The sequence below is a fragment of the Stenotrophomonas sp. JAG2 genome (assembly GCF_041080745.1).
Classification (GTDB): Bacteria; Pseudomonadota; Gammaproteobacteria; order Xanthomonadales; family Xanthomonadaceae; genus Stenotrophomonas; species Stenotrophomonas maltophilia_AA.
Genome location: NZ_JBEUMH010000004.1, coordinates 82745 through 99472 on the forward strand (window position 1 = coordinate 82745; position 16728 = coordinate 99472).

The following is a 16728-nucleotide window of genomic DNA, read 5'->3' on the forward strand; positions in this document are numbered from 1 at the left end:
ATGGGACGCCACGGACGGCCAACCCACTCGCCCACGCCGGCCTCGCTCTGGATCAGCGCCGCGGCGGCCGCCCTGTGTGCCACTGCCGCGGTGATGGCGCGCATCGGTGCCAATGGGCCGTGGATCGACATTGCCGCCGGCACCGGCGTGCTGGCACTGATCGCCGGCATCCAGGCGGTACGCCGCTGGCGTGAAGCGCAGGACCAGCTGGAGCTGCTGCAGCGGCGAAATGAAGCTCTCGTGCTCGAGCGCGATCAGCTGCAGCAGCGCCGGCAGCAGCAGAACCAGCTCGAACAGGAACTGCTCACCGCCAAGCAGGCCGCCGAAGCCGCCGCGCTGGCCAAGGGGGAGTTCCTGGCGACGATGAGCCACGAGATCCGCACGCCGCTCAACGGCATCCTGCCGATGCTCGACCTGATCGCGCGCGGCCAGCTCGGCAGCGACCAGCGGCAGATGCTGCAGACCGCCGCGACCAGCTCGCAGCAGCTGCTGCGCATCGTCGACGACATCCTCGATTACTCCCGGCTCGAGGCCAAAGGCCTGAACCTGGAGATCACCACCTTCAACCTGCGCGAGCTGCTCGAAGGCCTGGTGCAGTTGATGCAGCGCGCCGCCGAACCCAAGGGCCTGCAGCTCTCGCTCGAGCTGGATCCGGCCGTCCGTCTGTCGGTCCGGGGCGACCCGGTGCGGCTGCGCCAGGTGCTGAGCAACCTGCTGGTCAACGCGATCAAGTTCACCGAGCGTGGCCAGGTCCGGCTGCGCGTGCAGCGCCAGGGCGAGACCAACGCGCAGCACCAGCTGCGGTTCGAGATCGCCGACAGCGGCATCGGCATAGACGACGCGCTGCAGGCGCGTCTGTTCCAGTCCTTCAGCCAGGCCGACGCCTCGACCACGCGCCTGTATGGCGGCACCGGGCTGGGGCTGGCGATCTGCAAGCGCATCATCGACCTGATGCACGGCCGCATCGGCGTGCATTCCACGCCCGGGCACGGGGCCACGTTCTGGTTCGAGATTCCCCTGCTCAAGGTGATCGGCGACCTGCCGGCGATCGGCAACCTGCGCCGCGCCCTGCTGATCACGCACGACCCGGTGCTGGCCCAGCGCATCGAGCGGGTGACCCAGCATCATGACCTGCGCCTGCACACGGTGGAGACCAGTGCCGAGGCGATCGATGCCCTGCGCGCGCCGCAGCGCCCCGGCATCGATCCGGCCCTGGCCTGGGTGATCGCGGATACGGACGGCCTGCGGCATGGCACCGGCGCACTGCACAAAGCGGTGGCGGAGCCTGGCCGGCATCCGGAGGCGAAGCTGCTGTGGCTGTATGGCGATGAGGCGCCCGCGCCCGAAGCGCTTGGCCCCGGACCGGCGCTGTCGCGGTTGGCAGCCGAGAGCGAGCTGCACGCGCTGCTGCGCCCGGTGGTGGCCAGTGCGCGCCCAGCCGCATTGCTGGCTGAGGTGGAGTACACAGGCTCGCCCACCGCGCTGCCCCAGTTCCCGTTGCGGTTGCTGCTGGTCGAAGACAACAGCGTCAACCTGCTGGTCGCGCAGCGGCTGCTGCAGGTGCTCGGCTGCGAGGTGGAGACCGCCACGCAGGGCGAGCAGGCGATGGAGGCGCTGCACGCCCGGCCGTTCGATGTGGTGCTGATGGATTGCCAGATGCCGGTGCTGGATGGCTATGCGGCCACCCGCCGCTGGCGCGCGCATGAGGCCGCACAGCGCATGGCGCGCCTGCCGATCGTCGCGATGACCGCCAATGCGATGGCCGGCGACCGCGAGCGCTGTCTGCAGGCCGGCATGGACGACTACCTCTCCAAACCGATCAACCGCGAAACGCTGCAGGCCGTGCTGGCGCGCTGGGGCCGTGCGATGGCCGACGACGCGATGGCCGACGACACGGCCCACGTGTCCCCAGCTCCGGTGCCGCAGGGCGCGGACGCATCCGCACCGCCTCCCGCACGCGACGCGTCACCCGCCCCGGTGCTCGACCAGGAGGTGCTCGATGAACTGCTGGAGGTGATCGGCCCGGATACCGTGCGGATCATCGGTGTGTTCCTCGATGACACCCCGCCCTTGATCCGGCAGCTGCAGGACGCCTCGGTCGCGGCGGACCTCGACCAGCTGCGTGCGTTGGCGCACAGCCTCAAGTCGGCCAGTGCGAATGTGGGTGCGATGGCCTTGTCGGCCGCGGCCTGGCGGATCGAGCACGATGCCCGCGCCGGCACGCTGGAGCGCCCCGCCGTGGCGGTGGCGCTGTTGATCGCCGAGTTCGCGCGCGCACGGATCGCGCTGGCCGGCTATCACGCCCGCCTGCGCGCGCCGCTGCAGGGCTGACTCAGTCGTCGATCTTGGTCAGCAGGTAGTTCGGTTCGCCGATGCGCTCGATCAGGTCCAGCTGGGTTTCCAGCCAGTCGATGTGCTCTTCCTCGGACTCGAGGATTTTCACGAACAGCTGGCGGCTGACGTAATCACCGATCGAATCGGCATACGCCACGGCCTCGCGCAGCGTGACCACGCCATCGCGTTCCAGGCTGAGGTCGCACTGCAGGATTTCGGCCGGGTTCTCGCCGATGCGCAGCTTGCCCAGTGCCTGGAAGTTCGGCAGGCCTTCGAGGAAGAGGATGCGGTCGGACAGGATGTCCGCATGCTTCATCTCTTCGATCGATTCCTTGTACTCGTGATCGGCGAGTTCCTTCAGGCCCCAGTTCTTCAGCATCTTGGCGTGCAGGAAGTACTGGTTGATCGCGGTCAGCTCGTTGTAGAGGACCTTGTTGAGGAATTCGATGACTTTGGCGTCGCCCTTCATGAGCGTGCTCCTGCTGCGTGGAATCGCGGGCACTGTAGCGCGTCGCGCGCAGGCATGAAGGAACGCGAATCGTGCTCAGTTGCGCCCCGCAGCCGAGCACGGAGCGCGAAGCGATCTCAGGCGGCTTGCAGGCCCAGGACGGGCAGCGGCAGATCGTGGGTGGCGCTGAATTTGGCCAGCAGGTCCGCCGCCATGTCCAGGCAGGAACCGCAGGTGGCGCCGCAGCCGGTGCGCATCGTCAGCTCGGACACGCTCACGACACCGCTCTGCGCGGCTTCGCGGATCTGGTGGTCGGTCACCCCGTTGCAGATGCAGACGTACACGTGCGGACTCGGCAGGCAGGCCCGGATTGGCCTGCTGCTATTCCAATGGAAATGCGAATGGTTGTCAATTTCGAACCTGAATCATTCTCGATACGGTTCAGAGCCGCCGGAGATCGCTCAGACCGCGCCCGGCTCGCCCTTGGCCTTGCTGCGCGGCCAGTACCCGCCACCCCGCTTGGGCGTGGTGCGCTTGCGGGGCCGGTCGTGACCGGCGGCGTTGCCCGGCATCCAGGCCTCCTGGGCGGACTTGGGCATCGATTCCACCCCGGTCCCGGCCACCCCCCGCGCCAGCGGCGCCAGATGGCGCAGGGCGCGCGCGTAGACGCCCCGCTTGAACATCACCACGTGTTCCACCGGGTACCAGAAATCGACCCAGCGCCACTGGTCGAACTCGGGGCTGTCGGTATGGTCCAGGGTGACGTGGGATTCGTCCCCGGCCAGCCGGAGCAGGAACCACACCTGCTTCTGGCCGATACAGACCTGCCGTTCATTGCGGCGGATGGCCCGTGCCGGCAGCCGATAGCGAAGCCAACCCGGCGTCGCCCCGAGCACTTCAACGTGCTCCGGCAACAACCCGGTTTCTTCCTGCAACTCACGATACATGGCTTCGACAGGCGTTTCGTCGGTGTTCATGCCGCCCTGCGGGAACTGCCAGCCATCCCGGCGCACACGTCGTGCCCAGAAAACCTGCCCATCCTTCCGCATCAGCACAATACCGACGTTCGGTCGATAGCCGTCCGGATCGATCACGATGCGGACTCCTAGAAAAATCTACTGATCGGGACTGTGCCACGCCCGCTGCCCACTCACAAGCGCGGTGAAAAAGTGTTGACAGATTCCGAATACATCTCCAGAATTGCCGGCTCCCTGAGGCTATGTAGCTCAGCCGGTTAGAGCACAGCACTCATAATGCTGGGGTCGGTGGTTCGAGTCCACCCATAGCCACCAAGTCCGCTTGGTTTTTCAGGGAGAAAGTGCAATAATTGCACGCACATTTTGCCCCGTCGCCAAGCGGTAAGGCACCTGACTCTGACTCAGGCATTCGGTGGTTCGAATCCATCCGGGGCAGCCAAACAAACAGAAAAGGCCGATCGAAAGATCGGCCTTTTCTGTTTGTTTGGGCGTTTGTCCGGGCGCATCGCGCCCGGACCCCACACCTTGCGCAGCAAGGTGTGGGCGCCAACCCTCCCCTGCCACATCCCCGCGCCTGACGGCGCGCCCCCTTGTACTCCAAGGGGGCTGTTTCACCAGAGAGAGGACGGCCAGCCGACACCCCGCCCATGCCGGGCCGCGAGAGTAGCCGAACAGCGGTCGGCACTACCGCCCCTATGAAACAGCGGCGAACGCAGCAGTGCCGCCGGAAGCATCGCCATCCCTCGCTGCATCCACCTGACAACCAAGCGATCTGCGGGGACGAAACCCACCCCCCGGAAACGACAAAAGCCCGGCCGAAGCCGGGCTTTTGCGTACCTCCCAGCGGGATCCCGAAGGATCCCACGCCAGGCGCGATGGATCAGCGCTTGGAGAACTGGGTGGCGCGACGTGCCTTGTGCAGGCCGACCTTCTTACGCTCGACTTCACGGGCGTCACGGGTCATGAAGCCAGCCTTGCGCAGCTCGGACTTCAGGGTTTCGTCGTATTCGATCAGCGCGCGGGCGATACCCAGACGGATCGCACCGGCCTGACCCGTGGTACCACCGCCAGCGGCGGTGACCATGATGTCGAAGGTTTCGGTGTTCTTGGTCAGTTCCAGCGGCTGACGCACGATCATGCGCGCAGTCTCACGGCCAAAGAACTCGTCCAGCGGACGGCCATTGACGGTGATGTTGCCGGCGCCCTTGCGCAGGAACACGCGGGCGGTGGAGGACTTGCGGCGGCCGGTGCCGTAGTTTTGCGTGATAGCCATGATTAGATATCCAGAACCTGAGGCTGCTGAGCGGCGTGCGGGTGCTCGGAACCCGAGTACACCTTGAGCTTGCGGTACATGGCGCGGCCCAGCGGGCCCTTCGGCAGCATGCCCTTGACGGCGGTCTCGATGACACGCTCCGGATGGCGCTCAAGCGCCTGGGCCAGAGTTTCGGTCTTCAGGTTGCCGATGTAGCCAGTGAAACGGTGATACAGCTTGTCCTGCAGCTTGTTGCCGGTGACGACAATCTTTTCTGCATTGATGACAACCAGGTAATCACCGGTATCAACGTGAGGGGTGTAAACCGGCTTGTGCTTGCCGCGCAGACGGCGGGCCAGCTCGGTGGACAGACGGCCCAGCGTCTTGCCGGATGCGTCGACGAGATACCAGTCGCGCTGGACGGTCTCGGACTTTGCAGTGAAAGTGCTCATGAAAGAACTCTAGTAGGTCGGGCTCATTACGGCGCAGTACGGCCGGAACTCTGCCACGCGTTGTGAAGAGGCGGGATTGTACTGGCCATGCCCACCACATGCAAGTTGACCGGATCCCGGCTTGGCACACCGGTCCGCGGGGGCGAGAATCAACAGTCCCCCGCCGCGACACCGCCTGCCATGACCGCGCTCCGCCAGATCACGCCGCTCGACCACCTGCTGACCGAAGCCCAGCGGGCCCTGGATACCGTGTTCGGCAACCCGCCGGCCAGCCGCCCCTACCCCGCCGAGGCCACCCCCGACGTGCAGATGGCCGATCCCGAGCGCCGCCACGCGGCCGGGCTGATGCGTATCAACCATGTCGGCGAGGTCTGCGCCCAGGGCCTGTACTTCGGCCAGGCTGCGGTCGCCAGGGAGCCGGAAACCCGCGCCCACCTGCTCGATGCCGCCCAGGAAGAGACCGACCACCTGGCCTGGTGCGCCCAGCGCCTGCGCGAACTGGACAGCCGCCCCAGCCTGTTCAACCCGATCTGGTATGCCGGCAGCTACACCATCGGCACCCTGGCCGGCCTGCGTGGCGACGGCTGGAACCTGGGCTTCGTGGTCGAGACCGAACGCCAGGTCGAAGCGCATCTGGATGAACACCTGGACACCCTGCCCCCGGCCGACCTGCGCAGCCGCGAGGTGATCAAGGTGATGAAGATCGACGAGGCCCGCCACGCGGACCACGCCGAGCATGCCGGCGCGCGGAAGCTGCCCGCACCGATCCCGTCGGTGATGGCGCTGGCCTCCAAGGTCATGAAGACCATCGCGTACCGGTTGTAACGGCGTATCGACCAACTTGTAACGGCGTATCGACCAACGGTCGATACCTACCGGAACGGCGCGCGCGGCATGGGTTGCGGGCCGGCTTGCCACCGGTAGCGCCCGACCGTTGGTCGGGCGACGATCAGGCAGAGACCAGCTTCAGGCCGATCACGCCGGCCACGATCAGGCCGATGCAGGCCAGCCGCGACGGCGAGGCGCTGTCGCCGAACAGGGCGATGCCGAGCATCGCCACGCCGAGCGCGCCGATGCCGGTCCAGATCGCATAGGCGGTGCCGACCGGGATGGATTTCATCGCCTGGCTCATCAGGTACAGGCTGACCAGGGCGGCGGCGACGGTGGCCAGGGTGGGAAGCGGCTTGCTGAAGCCTTCGGAGTACTTCATTCCGATGGCGAAGCCGATCTCGAACAGGCCGGCGAGCAGAAGATAGATCCAGGGCATGGGGGATTCCTTGGGTTAACAAAAGCAAAACGGCCCGGTGTCTTCACACCGGACCGTCGTCGGTAGCAGCCGTGAAACCGGGTTTTGCGCAAACACCGGTTCCACAGGGCGGGCCGTCCCGCCTGGACGAGGCCGCCCGGGCAGCGCCCGGGACGACATCGCAACGTGCCTTACTCGGCCAGATTGCGCCCATGGAACAGCTCTTCGATCTCACGGCGCAGCAGCGCCTCGATCTTCATGCGTTCCTTGAACGACAGGTTCTTGGCCTTCTCTTCGAACAGGTACTGATCCAGGTCGAAGTCCTTCAGGTGCATCTTCGTGTGGAAGATGTTTTCCTGGTAGACATTGACGTCGAACATCTCGTAACGCGACTTGATGTTCTTGGCCAGGAAGTTCTGGATCGAGTTGATCTTGTGGTCGATGTAGTGCTTCTTGCCCTTCACGTCACGGGTGAAGCCACGCACGCGGTAATCCATGATCACGATGTCCGATTCCAGACTCTCGATCAGGTAGTTCAGCGCTTTCAGCGGGGAAATCACGCCACAGGTGGCCACATCGATGTCCGCGCGGAACGTGGCGATGCCCTCCTGCGGATGGGTTTCCGGGTACGTATGGACCGTGATGTGGCTCTTGTCCATGTGCGCGACCACGGCGTCGGAGATCAACTCCTTGCCGGCCTGCTTCTTGTCGATCACCGGCTCTTCCGAGATCAGGATCGTCACCGAGGCACCCTGGGGGTCGTAGTCCTGGCGGGCCACGTTCAGGATGTTCGCGCCGATGATCTCGGCAACGTCGGTCAGGATCTGAGTCAGCCTATCGGCGTTGTACTCTTCATCAATATATTCGATGTAACGCTGGCGCTCCTCTTCGGTGCGGGCGTAACAGACGTCATAGATGTTGAAGCTCAGCGCCTTGGTGAGGTTGTTGAAACCTTGCAACCTCAGGCGAGGCAACGGCTTGACCACGGCGGTCGATCCTGTGTGTGGTGGGAAAGAAGCAAGTATGGGGCAAAGTGATCGGTGGCGAAACTTGCATTGAAACGAATACCTGTGCTCGGTTTGCCCTTAACAATTCGGATCGTTAAGCTCCCGGCACATAGCCGTGAATTCTTCATGAGCAATCGGAGCGCCTCAACGTGTCAACTGTGCGCCTTGCCACAAGTCCATTGGCCCTGGATATCGCAACAATCGATCGCTTCCTGGCCCACAGCCACCGCCGCCGCTACCCCGCCCGCACGGACGTGTTCCGTCCAGGGGATCCCGCCGGCACCCTCTACTACGTGATCAGTGGCTCAGTCTCAATAATGGCTGAGGAAGATGACGATCGTGAGCTGGTGCTGGGCTACTTCGGATCGGGCGAGTTCGTCGGTGAAATGGGCCTGTTCGTCGAATCGGACCGCCGCGAGGTGATCCTGCGCACCCGTACCCCCTGCGAGCTGGCCGAGATCAGCTACGAGCGCCTGCACCAGCTGTTCCTGGGGCCGCTTTCGGCCGATGCCCCGCGCCTGCTCTATTCCATCGGCCAGCAGCTTTCCAAACGCCTGCTCGACACCAGCAGGAAAGCCAGCCGCCTGGCCTTCCTGGATGTCACCGACCGCATCGTGCGCACCCTGCATGACCTGTCGCGCGAGCCGGAGGCGATGAGCCACCCGCAGGGCACCCAGCTGCGCGTCTCGCGCCAGGAACTGGCCCGGCTGGTCGGCTGCTCGCGTGAAATGGCCGGTCGCGTGCTGAAGAAGCTGCAGACCGACGGGCAGCTGCATGCCCGCGGCAAGACCGTCGTGCTGTACGGCACCCGCTGATCGGGCCTTGGTCGTGCCGGCCGCTGGCCGGCAACCACGCAGATCCAGCGTCAAGCCAACGCCCACCGGGTGGACGAAGTTGCCGGCCAGCGGCCGGCACTACCTGCCCATTTGCCGCTAGGCTGTTGCGATGGAACTGGGCAGCGAATTCTATTGGTTCATCCTGATCGGCCTCGGCGCACAGCTGGTCGACGGCGCGCTGGGCATGGCCTTCGGGCTGGTGTCCTCCTCGGTCCTGCTCAGCATGGGCCTGCCGCCGGCGGCGATCAGCGCCAGCATCCATACCGCTGAAGTCTTCACCACCGGGGCCTCCGGGGTCTCGCACCTGGTCGCCGGCAACGTGGACCGCCGGCTGTTCCTGCGCCTGGCCCTGCCCGGTGCGGTCGGCGGCGTGGTCGGTGCCTACGTGCTGACCCAGCTGCCCGGTGACGTGATCCGCCCCTTCATCTATATGTATCTGCTGGTGCTGGCGATCTTCATCCTGCTGCGCGCGGCCGGACGGATGCTGCCCGCCCAGGAAGTGAAGCGCGTCCCGCTGCTGGGATTCGTGGCCGGCCTGCTGGATGCCAGTGGCGGCGGCGGCTGGGGTCCGGTGGCGACCTCCACCCTGCTCGCCCGCGGCGGCCAGGCGCGCACCACCATCGGCACGGTCAATGCGGCCGAGTTCGTGGTGACGCTCGCGGTATCGATCACCTTCCTGCTGACCATGGGCGTGCAGTACCTGAACATCGTGGCCGGCCTGCTGATCGGCGGCATGATGGCCGCGCCGGTGGCCGCGATCCTGGTCAAAAAGGTCAAGGAACGCTGGGTGCTGGTAGCCGTCGGCGTGCTGGTGCTCGGCATCAGCCTGTTCCAGATCGGCCACGCCATCGTGCAGTGGCGCGCAGGCTGAGCCGGACGCGACACCTTTTCAGCCCTTCCCGGGTGTTTTCAGCGCCGGATCAGACCGGATCGCCGGCCCGGTCGACACAGCCCCAGTTGAGCACCGGGGTCCCCGGTGGCAGCACCTGGCGGAAATACGCCACGCGCGAGGCCTTCGGATTGACCACGACCGGTGCCGCAGCGGCCAGCAGCAACGGCAGGTCGGCGCTGCTGTCGGAGTAGGCGACATCGATCTCGCCATAGCCGCGCTCGCGCAGCATCCGCATCTTTTCTTCGTTGTGGCAGTGACGGGTGGCGATGACCGCGCCCAGCAACGGGCCGACCTCGCTGCCGATCACCGGCACGCCCTGGTGGGCGACAAAGGCCAGGATCGCGCGGGCCAGCTCCGGCGGTGCACCGGTGGCGACCACGACGCGGTCGCCGGCGGCACGATGCCGGGCAAACACCTCCAGCGCGACCGGCAGCAGCCGGCGGCGGATGTCGGCCTCGTGCTTGAGCACGTAGCGGTCGATCACCTTGTTGAACTCGCGCGCCCGGTGCAGGCCGAACGTGGCGATCCAGACGTAGCCGGAGATGCCGCGGCGGCGGGTCGGCAGGAACGCCACCAGCGGGCCGAGCAGCGGCGTGGCGATCAGGGCGGCCAGCAGCCGCAGCGGGTTGCGCTTGATCAGCCAGGCGAACAGATGGCTGCCGGAATCGCCGTCATACAGGGTGTGATCGAAGTCGAAGACCACCAGCGGGGCGTCGTCGCGCGGCGTTGGGTAGATCGCTGTCATGCGCTGAAGAATAGCTGACGCAGGCCCTCGCCGGGCTCTTCCACGCGCATGAAGGCCTCGCCGACCAGGAAGGCGTTGACCCCGGCCTCGCGCATCACGGTGACATCGGCCGGGCCGAGGATGCCGCTTTCGGTGACCAGCAGGCGGTCGCGCGGCACGGCCTGGCGCATGTCCAGCGTGGTCTGCAGCGACACCTCGAAGGTGCGCAGGTTGCGGTTGTTGATGCCGATCAGCGGCACCGGCACCTGGATGGCGCGCTCGAGCTCGTCGATGTCGTGCACTTCGACCAGCACGTCCATGCCCAGCTGCATGGCCAGATCGGACAGCTCGGCCAGCTGGCGGTCGTCCAGTGCGGCCACGATCAGCAGGATGCAGTCGGCGCCGAGCACGCGCGCTTCGTACACCTGGTAGGCATCGATCACGAAGTCCTTGCGCAGCACCGGCAGCGTGCAGGCTTCACGGGCCTGCTGCAGGTAGGCGTCGCTGCCCTGGAAGAAATCCACGTCGGTCAGCACCGACAGGCAGCTGGCGCCGCCGAACTCGTAGCTCACCGCGATGTCGGCCGGATGGAAGTCCGGACGGATCACGCCCTTGGACGGGCTGGCCTTCTTGATCTCGGCGATCACGGCCGGGTTGCCGGCGGCGATCGAGGCACGCAGCGCATCGGCGAAGCCACGCACCGGCGGAGCCTGCTCCACGCGCGCGATCAGCGCCTCCAGCGGCACCTGGGCACGGCGTGCGGCGACTTCTTCGGCCTTGCGGGCCAGGATGGTATCGAGGATGTCGCTCATGTCATTGGGGTCCTGGAGGCCGGCCATTATCGGCCAGCCCCGCTGAATTCTGAAAACGCGGGCTCAGACGGCCCCGCGGATACGGCGGGTGGCGGCCACGTACTGCTCCATCCGCGAGCGCGCGCTGCCATCGGCCAGCACCGCACGGGCTCGGGCCAGGCCATCGGCGATGCTGTCGGCGACACCGGCCACGTACAGCGCCGCACCAGCATTGAGCGCCACGATGTCCAGCGCGGGGCCGGGCTGGTTGTCGAGCACGCCACGCAGCATCGCGATGGATTCTTCCGGACCGTCGACCTTGAGGTTGCGGCTGGCCGACATCGCGATGCCGAAGTCTTCCGGATGGATCTCGTACTCGCGCACCTTGCCGTCGCGCAGCTCGCCGACCAGCGTACCGGCGCCAAGCGAGATCTCGTCCATGTTGTCGCGACCCCACACCACCAGCGCGCGCTCGGCGCCGAGTTCGCGCAGCACGCGCGCCTGGATGCCGACCAGATCCGAGTGGAACACGCCCATCAGCACGTTGGTCGCACCCACCGGATTGGTCAGCGGGCCGAGGATGTTGAAGATCGTGCGCACCCCCATCTCGCGGCGCACCGGCGCGACGACCTTCATCGCCGGATGGTGCATCGGCGCGAACATGAAGCCGATGCCGGTTTCGGTGATCGCGCGTGCGACCTCGTCCGGACGCAGATCGATGACCGCGCCCAGCGCCTCGACCGCATCGGCACTGCCGGACTTGGAGGAGACACTGCGGTTGCCATGCTTGGCCACCTTGGCGCCGGCCGCGGAGACCACGAACATCGCGCAGGTGGAGATGTTGAAGGTGTGCGAACCATCCCCACCGGTGCCGACGATATCCACCAGATGCGTCTTGTCCTCCACCGGTACCGCGAGGGCGAGCTCGCGCATCACGGTGGCGGCACCAGCGATTTCGCCGATGGTTTCCTTCTTGACCCGCAGGCCGGTCAGGATCGCGGCGGTCATCACCGGCGACACTTCACCGCGCATGATCTGCCGCATCAGGTCGACCATTTCGTCGAAGAAGATTTCGCGGTGCTCGATGGTGCGCTGCAGGGCTTCCTGGGGAGAGAAGGTCATGCGGGGTCCTTTGTGATGCAGGTGCGGCGCGCTCAGCGCTGCAGGAAGTTCTTCAGCAGGGCGTGGCCGTGCTCGGTGAGGATCGACTCGGGATGGAACTGCACGCCCTCGACCGGATGCTCGCGATGGCGCAGGCCCATGATCTCTTCGATCGAGCCGTCCTCGTTCTCGGTCCAGGCGGTCATCTCCAGGCACGCGGGCAACGTGGTCTTGTCGACCACCAGCGAGTGGTAGCGCGTGGCCTGGTAGCGGTCCGGCAGGCCGGCGAACACGCCCTTGCCTTCATGGCGGATCGGCGAGGTCTTGCCGTGCATGATGTTGGTGGCGCGGATGACATCGCCGCCGTACACCTGGCCGATGCTCTGGTGGCCCAGGCACACGCCCAGGATCGGCGTGGTCGGGCCGAGCCGACGGATCAGCTCCAGCGACACGCCCGCTTCGTTCGGCGTGCACGGGCCGGGCGAGATCACGATGCGCTCGGGTGCGAGCGCGGCGATCTCATCGACGCTCAACGCGTCATTGCGCACCACCTTCACCTCGGCGCCCAGCGTCTGCAGGTACTGCACGAGGTTGTAGGTGAAGCTGTCGTAGTTGTCGAGCATCAACAACATGGTCAGGATCCGTCTTGAAAGGGGAAGTGGCGTGCACGGCACCGTGCACGGGTCAGGCAGTGCGGCTGCGTGCCGTTACAAACCCTTGGCAGCCTGCGCGACCGCACGGAACAGCGCGCGGCCCTTGTTCATCGTCTCGTCCCATTCCTTGCCGGGATCGGAGTCGTAGACGATGCCGGCACCGGCCTGCACGTGCAGGCGGCCGTCCTTGATCACCGCGGTGCGGATCGCGATCGCGGTATCGGCATCGCCGTGCCAGCCGATGTAACCGATGCTGCCGGCGTAGACGTTGCGCTTGATCGGCTCCAGCTCGCGGATCACTTCCAGCGCGCGGATCTTCGGCGCGCCGCTGACGGTGCCGGCCGGGAACGTCGCGCGCAGCACATCGGCATAGCTCAGGCCCGGCTGAAGCTTGCCGGTCACTTCGCTGACGATGTGCATGACGTGGCTGTAGCGTTCGATCACGAACTGCTCGCCCACTTCCACCGTGCCCGCCTTGGACACGCGGCCCGCATCGTTGCGGCCCAGGTCGATCAGCATCAGGTGCTCGGCGCGTTCCTTGGGATCGGCCAGCAGTTCGGCTTCCAGTGCGTTGTCTTCTTCCACCGTGGCGCCACGCGGGCGGGTGCCGGCGATCGGGCGTACGGTGACTTCGCCATCCTGGAGCCGCACCAGGATCTCCGGCGAGGAGCCGACCACCTGCACGTCGCCGGTGTCGAGGAAATACATGTACGGCGAGGGGTTCAGTGCGCGCAGCGCGCGGTACACGTCCACCGGGCGCGCCTTGAACGGCACGCTCAGGCGCTGGCTCAGTACCACCTGGAAGATGTCGCCGGCGCGGATGTATTCCTTGGATTTGTCGACCGCGGCGATGAAGCCTTCGCGGGTGAAGCCGGAGACGAAATCGTTCTCGTCCAGCACATCGCGGGTGATCGGCGCGGGGTAGCCGGCGCCGGGGGCGCGCAGCTTGGCGACCAGCGCATCCAACTTGGCCTGGGCGTCCTCCCATGCACCGGGCTGGCCCGGGTCGGCATGCACGATCAGGTACAGGCGGCCCTTGAGGTTGTCGAACACCGCCAGTTCTTCGGAGTGCAGCAGCAGGATGTCCGGTGTGCCCAGCTCATCGCGGCCACGCGGCGGTGCCAGGCGCGGTTCGATATAGCCGATGCACTCGAAGCCGAACCAGCCGACCAGGCCACCGGTGAAGCCCGGCAGACCGGCCAGCTTCGGCACCGAGTGGGCGCTGCGCAGCGCCTCGACCTCGGTGAATGGGTCGGCGACCTCGCGGGTTTCCACCACGGTGCCGGACTCGCTGATGGTCAGGGTATGGCCGTGGAAGGCATATACCCGGCGCGCCGGCAGGCCGATGATGGAATAGCGCCCGAAGCGTTCGCCGCCCTCGACCGATTCAAACAGATAGGTATGCGGGCCGTCGGCGAGCTTCAGATAGACCGAAAGCGGCGTGTCCAGGTCGGACAGCACTTCACGGACGACGGGGATGCGGGTGTGGCCTTCAGCGGCCTGCTGCTGGAACTGCTCGAGCGTGATCAAGACGACTTTCCTTCCGGGAAACGGCGGTGGCGGGACGGACGACGGCAACAGGCCACCATCGCCACCAACGGCGAGCGGAAGAAAGGGTATGCGGGGTCGTCAGAATGGACACCCGGCGACTGTACCGCATTGACGGCACCGGATGGAACCCGGCGCCGCCCGGCGCATCAGCCGCGCGACAGCAGCGGGCTGTCCAGCGCCACGTGCAGGTTGACCCGGCCCGGCACGCAGTCGATGCGGAAATGCCGGGCCTGGACCGGCTCGCCATCCAGGTTGAGCGTCAGCGGCAGCTCGGCCTCGATCTCCACCCACGGCGCCTGGACGCGCTCGGCCACCTGCTCCAGCGCGCCGCGCTTGCCGCCCTTGACCAGTGCCGCGAGGGTCGACGTCACCTCCCCGCTCAGCTCAGGAATGACGGTGACATCCAACAGTCCGTCATCGATCAGGGCCTCCGGGCACAGGACCTGCCCGCCGCCGGCCTGGCGGCCATTACCCACGCCGAGTGCGATGAAGCCGCCGGCCCACGCGAACCCCGGCGCCCGGACCTGCGCCTGGATCGGATCGATGCGCCCCAGCCGCGATACCCCGGTGACCAGATAGGCCAGCCCGCCGAGCACTTTCTTCAGGCCCTCGTCGGTCTCCACCGTCACGTCGGTGCCGAAGCCGCCGCTGGCCACGTTCGCGCACCACCACACCTTGCCATCGGCATCGATGCGCAGCAGATCGACCGGGCGTGCCGGCGCGTGCGCGATCAGCTCCAGCGCTGCCAGCGGTGCATCTGGAATCTCCGCCGCCGTGGCGAAATCATTGGCCGTGCCCAGCGGCAACAGCCCCAGCGACGGCAGCGCGTCGGCGGACTCCTCGCGATGCGCCAGCGTCTCGGCCACCTCGCTGAGCGTGCCATCACCGCCGGCCGCGATGATCGTATCGACCCCGTGCGCGATCGCCTCGGCCACGTAGCGCTCGGCATCGCCCGATTCCCAGGTCACCCGCACCTCCAGCTGCACCCCACGCTCGCGCATCGCCGCCACCGCCTCGCGCACATCCTCATTGCCGGTGGCCTTTCCGTTGAGGATCAAACGCCAATGGGGACGGCTCATGCGGTACTTCCAGGGAGTGGGGAAGCGAAGGCTAGCAGCGGACGGCGTGGCCGCCGGTGAACGTCATCAAAGCGTCACCGATCCCCCGGAGAATGGAAGGCCATAGCAGGGAAGATGGATGGAGGCAGGATCAGCCTCCCGCAGTTCCCAGGGCCGTACCAGCAATGGTGCGGTCTTTTTTTTTGAAGACAGCTCAGCCTGCAGCAAACACCCGCAGCGCCTCGCCTTCCATCCGGTACACCGTCCACTCGCTCTGCGGCTTCGCGCCGGCGGCTTCGTAGAACTGGATCGCCGGTTCGTTCCAATCCAGCACCGACCACTCGAAACGGCCGCAGTTCCCGGCCACCGCGATCCGCGCGATGTGCTGCAGCAGCGCCTTGCCCGCACCACTGCCGCGATGCTCCGGACTCACGTACAGATCTTCCAGGTAGATCCCGTTGCGGCCCAGCCACGTCGAGTAGTTGTAGAAGTACACCGCATACCCGATCGCCACGCCGTCGGCCTCGCAGATCAGCGCGTGCGCCTTGGCCTCCGGCCCGAACAGGCTCGCGCGGATGCCCGCTTCATCGGTCTGCACCGACGCCTCGGCCTTCTCGTAGATCGCCAGTTCGCGGATGAAACGCAGGATCAGCGCCGCATCGTCAGCGGTGGCCACGCGGATCGTCACGGCAGCCACCGGTCCCATGGCTCAGCCCCGCGCCGCGGCGACGTTGCCGCGCATCTGCGCGATGATGTCCTGGTAGCTCGTCTTCGCATTGAAGATCGCCGAGCCGGCCACGAACGCATCCGCACCGGCCGCCGCGATCGCACCGATGTTGTCCGCCTTTACGCCACCGTCGATCTCCAGGCGGATGTCCTTGCCGCTGGCATCGATCTTCTTGCGGATGGCGCGCACTTTGTCCAGCGCCGACGGAATGAACGCCTGGCCGCCGAAGCCCGGATTCACCGACATCACCAGCACCAGGTCCAGGTCATCGAGCACCCAGTCCAGGATGTCCACCGGCGTGGCCGGATTGAGCACCACGCCCGGCTTGCAGCCCAGCGAACGGATCAGCTGAATCGTGCGGTGCACGTGGCGGCTGGCCTCCGGATGGAAGCTGATGTAGGTCGCGCCGGCCTCGGCGAAATCCGGGATGATCCGGTCCACCGGCTCCACCATCAGGTGCACATCGATCGGCGCGGTCACGCCGTGCTTGCGCAGCGCCTGGCAGACCAGCGGGCCGATCGTCAGGTTCGGCACGTAATGGTTGTCCATCACATCGAAATGCACCCAGTCGGCGCCGGCCGCGAGCACGTTGTCCACTTCCTCGCCCAGGCGGGCGAAATCGGCGGACAGGATGGAGGGAGCAATGATGCAGTTGGACATGGCCGGGGCCTTCAGGATG

Annotated in this window: 19 protein-coding genes and 2 tRNA genes; 6 read left to right on the forward strand and 15 right to left on the reverse strand. The window is 66.3% G+C overall.

Annotated elements, in window-relative coordinates:
• On the forward strand, positions 1 to 2331 hold the full coding sequence (locus AB9O74_RS06270) for an ATP-binding protein (protein ID WP_369348786.1): 2331 nt from the start codon (positions 1 to 3) through the stop codon (positions 2329 to 2331).
• A gap of 1 nt (position 2332) precedes the next feature.
• On the opposite strand, the gene bfr is transcribed toward AB9O74_RS06270, so the two are convergent.
• From bfr to AB9O74_RS06285, 3 genes are all read right to left on the reverse strand, one after another.
• Positions 2333 to 2803, reverse strand: coding sequence for a bacterioferritin (bfr, locus tag AB9O74_RS06275; RefSeq protein ID WP_176987968.1), 471 nt, complete (start codon positions 2801 to 2803; stop codon positions 2333 to 2335).
• A 116-nt stretch (positions 2804 to 2919) separates the two neighbouring features.
• A complete protein-coding gene (locus tag AB9O74_RS06280; RefSeq protein WP_088433582.1) occupies positions 2920 to 3126 on the reverse strand; it encodes a bacterioferritin-associated ferredoxin in 207 nt (68 codons plus the stop codon).
• A gap of 117 nt (positions 3127 to 3243) precedes the next feature.
• Positions 3244 to 3876, reverse strand: a complete 633-nt coding sequence (locus AB9O74_RS06285; protein ID WP_176987967.1) for an RNA pyrophosphohydrolase — start codon at positions 3874 to 3876, stop codon at positions 3244 to 3246.
• Between the two features lie 121 nt (positions 3877 to 3997).
• Here AB9O74_RS06285 and AB9O74_RS06290 point away from each other — a divergent pair.
• A tRNA-Met gene (locus tag AB9O74_RS06290) sits at positions 3998 to 4074 on the forward strand.
• Positions 4075 to 4123: 49 nt separating this feature from the next.
• Positions 4124 to 4198, forward strand: a tRNA-Gln gene (locus AB9O74_RS06295).
• A gap of 441 nt (positions 4199 to 4639) precedes the next feature.
• Here AB9O74_RS06295 and rpsI read toward each other — a convergent pair.
• Together rpsI and rplM are read right to left on the reverse strand one after the other, a co-directional pair.
• Positions 4640 to 5032 (reverse strand): 30S ribosomal protein S9, encoded by a 393-nt coding sequence (rpsI, locus tag AB9O74_RS06300; protein ID WP_019185318.1) that lies wholly within the window; start codon positions 5030 to 5032, stop codon positions 4640 to 4642.
• 2 nt (positions 5033 to 5034) lie between these two features.
• Complete coding sequence (gene rplM, locus AB9O74_RS06305) at positions 5035 to 5463, reverse strand: 50S ribosomal protein L13 (protein ID WP_038685795.1); 429 nt, start codon at positions 5461 to 5463, stop codon at positions 5035 to 5037.
• A 180-nt stretch (positions 5464 to 5643) separates the two neighbouring features.
• Between rplM and coq7 the strand changes: the two genes are divergently transcribed.
• Complete coding sequence (coq7, locus tag AB9O74_RS06310; RefSeq protein WP_121040609.1) at positions 5644 to 6288, forward strand: 2-polyprenyl-3-methyl-6-methoxy-1,4-benzoquinone monooxygenase; 645 nt, start codon at positions 5644 to 5646, stop codon at positions 6286 to 6288.
• A gap of 124 nt (positions 6289 to 6412) precedes the next feature.
• On the opposite strand, the gene sugE is transcribed toward coq7, so the two are convergent.
• Both sugE and speD read right to left on the reverse strand, forming a co-directional pair.
• Positions 6413 to 6730 carry a quaternary ammonium compound efflux SMR transporter SugE gene (gene sugE, locus AB9O74_RS06315; RefSeq protein WP_176987966.1) on the reverse strand — a complete coding sequence of 106 codons (318 nt, stop codon included), beginning with the start codon at positions 6728 to 6730 and terminating at the stop codon, positions 6413 to 6415.
• 170 nt (positions 6731 to 6900) lie between these two features.
• A complete protein-coding gene (gene speD / locus AB9O74_RS06320) occupies positions 6901 to 7695 on the reverse strand; it encodes an adenosylmethionine decarboxylase (protein ID WP_019185315.1) in 795 nt (264 codons plus the stop codon).
• Positions 7696 to 7865: 170 nt separating this feature from the next.
• Between speD and crp the strand changes: the two genes are divergently transcribed.
• Both crp and AB9O74_RS06330 read left to right on the forward strand, forming a co-directional pair.
• Complete coding sequence (gene crp, locus AB9O74_RS06325) at positions 7866 to 8531, forward strand: cAMP-activated global transcriptional regulator CRP (RefSeq protein WP_088433580.1); 666 nt, start codon at positions 7866 to 7868, stop codon at positions 8529 to 8531.
• A 130-nt stretch (positions 8532 to 8661) separates the two neighbouring features.
• Positions 8662 to 9423 (forward strand): sulfite exporter TauE/SafE family protein, encoded by a 762-nt coding sequence (locus AB9O74_RS06330; protein WP_176987965.1) that lies wholly within the window; start codon positions 8662 to 8664, stop codon positions 9421 to 9423.
• Positions 9424 to 9472: 49 nt separating this feature from the next.
• On the opposite strand, the gene AB9O74_RS06335 is transcribed toward AB9O74_RS06330, so the two are convergent.
• From AB9O74_RS06335 to rpe, 8 genes are all read right to left on the reverse strand, one after another.
• Entirely contained in the window at positions 9473 to 10189 is a 717-nt protein-coding gene (locus tag AB9O74_RS06335) for a haloacid dehalogenase-like hydrolase (protein ID WP_346477871.1), read from the reverse strand.
• Positions 10186 to 10980 carry an indole-3-glycerol phosphate synthase TrpC gene (gene trpC / locus AB9O74_RS06340; protein WP_176987963.1) on the reverse strand — a complete coding sequence of 265 codons (795 nt, stop codon included), beginning with the start codon at positions 10978 to 10980 and terminating at the stop codon, positions 10186 to 10188. Before trpC ends, AB9O74_RS06335 begins: the two co-directional genes overlap by 4 nt.
• A gap of 63 nt (positions 10981 to 11043) precedes the next feature.
• Positions 11044 to 12081, reverse strand: a complete 1038-nt coding sequence (gene trpD / locus AB9O74_RS06345; protein WP_179459847.1) for an anthranilate phosphoribosyltransferase — start codon at positions 12079 to 12081, stop codon at positions 11044 to 11046.
• Positions 12082 to 12113: 32 nt separating this feature from the next.
• Positions 12114 to 12692, reverse strand: coding sequence for an aminodeoxychorismate/anthranilate synthase component II (locus AB9O74_RS06350; RefSeq protein ID WP_070472319.1), 579 nt, complete (start codon positions 12690 to 12692; stop codon positions 12114 to 12116).
• Positions 12693 to 12767: 75 nt separating this feature from the next.
• Positions 12768 to 14243 (reverse strand): anthranilate synthase component I, encoded by a 1476-nt coding sequence (gene trpE, locus AB9O74_RS06355; RefSeq protein WP_176987961.1) that lies wholly within the window; start codon positions 14241 to 14243, stop codon positions 12768 to 12770.
• A 167-nt stretch (positions 14244 to 14410) separates the two neighbouring features.
• Entirely contained in the window at positions 14411 to 15343 is a 933-nt protein-coding gene (yegS, locus tag AB9O74_RS06360) for a lipid kinase YegS (RefSeq protein ID WP_369348787.1), read from the reverse strand.
• Between the two features lie 193 nt (positions 15344 to 15536).
• Positions 15537 to 16019 (reverse strand): N-acetyltransferase family protein, encoded by a 483-nt coding sequence (locus AB9O74_RS06365; protein WP_369348920.1) that lies wholly within the window; start codon positions 16017 to 16019, stop codon positions 15537 to 15539.
• 12 nt (positions 16020 to 16031) lie between these two features.
• On the reverse strand, positions 16032 to 16709 hold the full coding sequence (rpe, locus tag AB9O74_RS06370; protein WP_070426117.1) for a ribulose-phosphate 3-epimerase: 678 nt from the start codon (positions 16707 to 16709) through the stop codon (positions 16032 to 16034).
• Between the last annotated feature and the right edge of the window lie 19 nt (positions 16710 to 16728).

Coding starts and splice junctions, on each gene's coding strand:
- bfr (WP_176987968.1), bottom strand. CDS start 2,803: ATGAAGGGCGACGCCAAAGTCATCGAATTCCTCAACAAGGTCCTCTAC.
- trpC (WP_176987963.1), bottom strand. CDS start 10,980: ATGAGCGACATCCTCGATACCATCCTGGCCCGCAAGGCCGAAGAAGTC.
- coq7 (WP_121040609.1), top strand. CDS start 5,644: ATGACCGCGCTCCGCCAGATCACGCCGCTCGACCACCTGCTGACCGAA.
- AB9O74_RS06335 (WP_346477871.1), bottom strand. CDS start 10,189: ATGACAGCGATCTACCCAACGCCGCGCGACGACGCCCCGCTGGTGGTC.
- rpsI (WP_019185318.1), bottom strand. CDS start 5,032: ATGGCTATCACGCAAAACTACGGCACCGGCCGCCGCAAGTCCTCCACC.
- AB9O74_RS06270 (WP_369348786.1), top strand. CDS start 1: ATGGGACGCCACGGACGGCCAACCCACTCGCCCACGCCGGCCTCGCTC.
- sugE (WP_176987966.1), bottom strand. CDS start 6,730: ATGCCCTGGATCTATCTTCTGCTCGCCGGCCTGTTCGAGATCGGCTTC.
- yegS (WP_369348787.1), bottom strand. CDS start 15,343: ATGAGCCGTCCCCATTGGCGTTTGATCCTCAACGGAAAGGCCACCGGC.
- rplM (WP_038685795.1), bottom strand. CDS start 5,463: ATGAGCACTTTCACTGCAAAGTCCGAGACCGTCCAGCGCGACTGGTAT.
- trpD (WP_179459847.1), bottom strand. CDS start 12,081: ATGACCTTCTCTCCCCAGGAAGCCCTGCAGCGCACCATCGAGCACCGC.
- rpe (WP_070426117.1), bottom strand. CDS start 16,709: ATGTCCAACTGCATCATTGCTCCCTCCATCCTGTCCGCCGATTTCGCC.
- AB9O74_RS06350 (WP_070472319.1), bottom strand. CDS start 12,692: ATGTTGTTGATGCTCGACAACTACGACAGCTTCACCTACAACCTCGTG.
- AB9O74_RS06330 (WP_176987965.1), top strand. CDS start 8,662: ATGGAACTGGGCAGCGAATTCTATTGGTTCATCCTGATCGGCCTCGGC.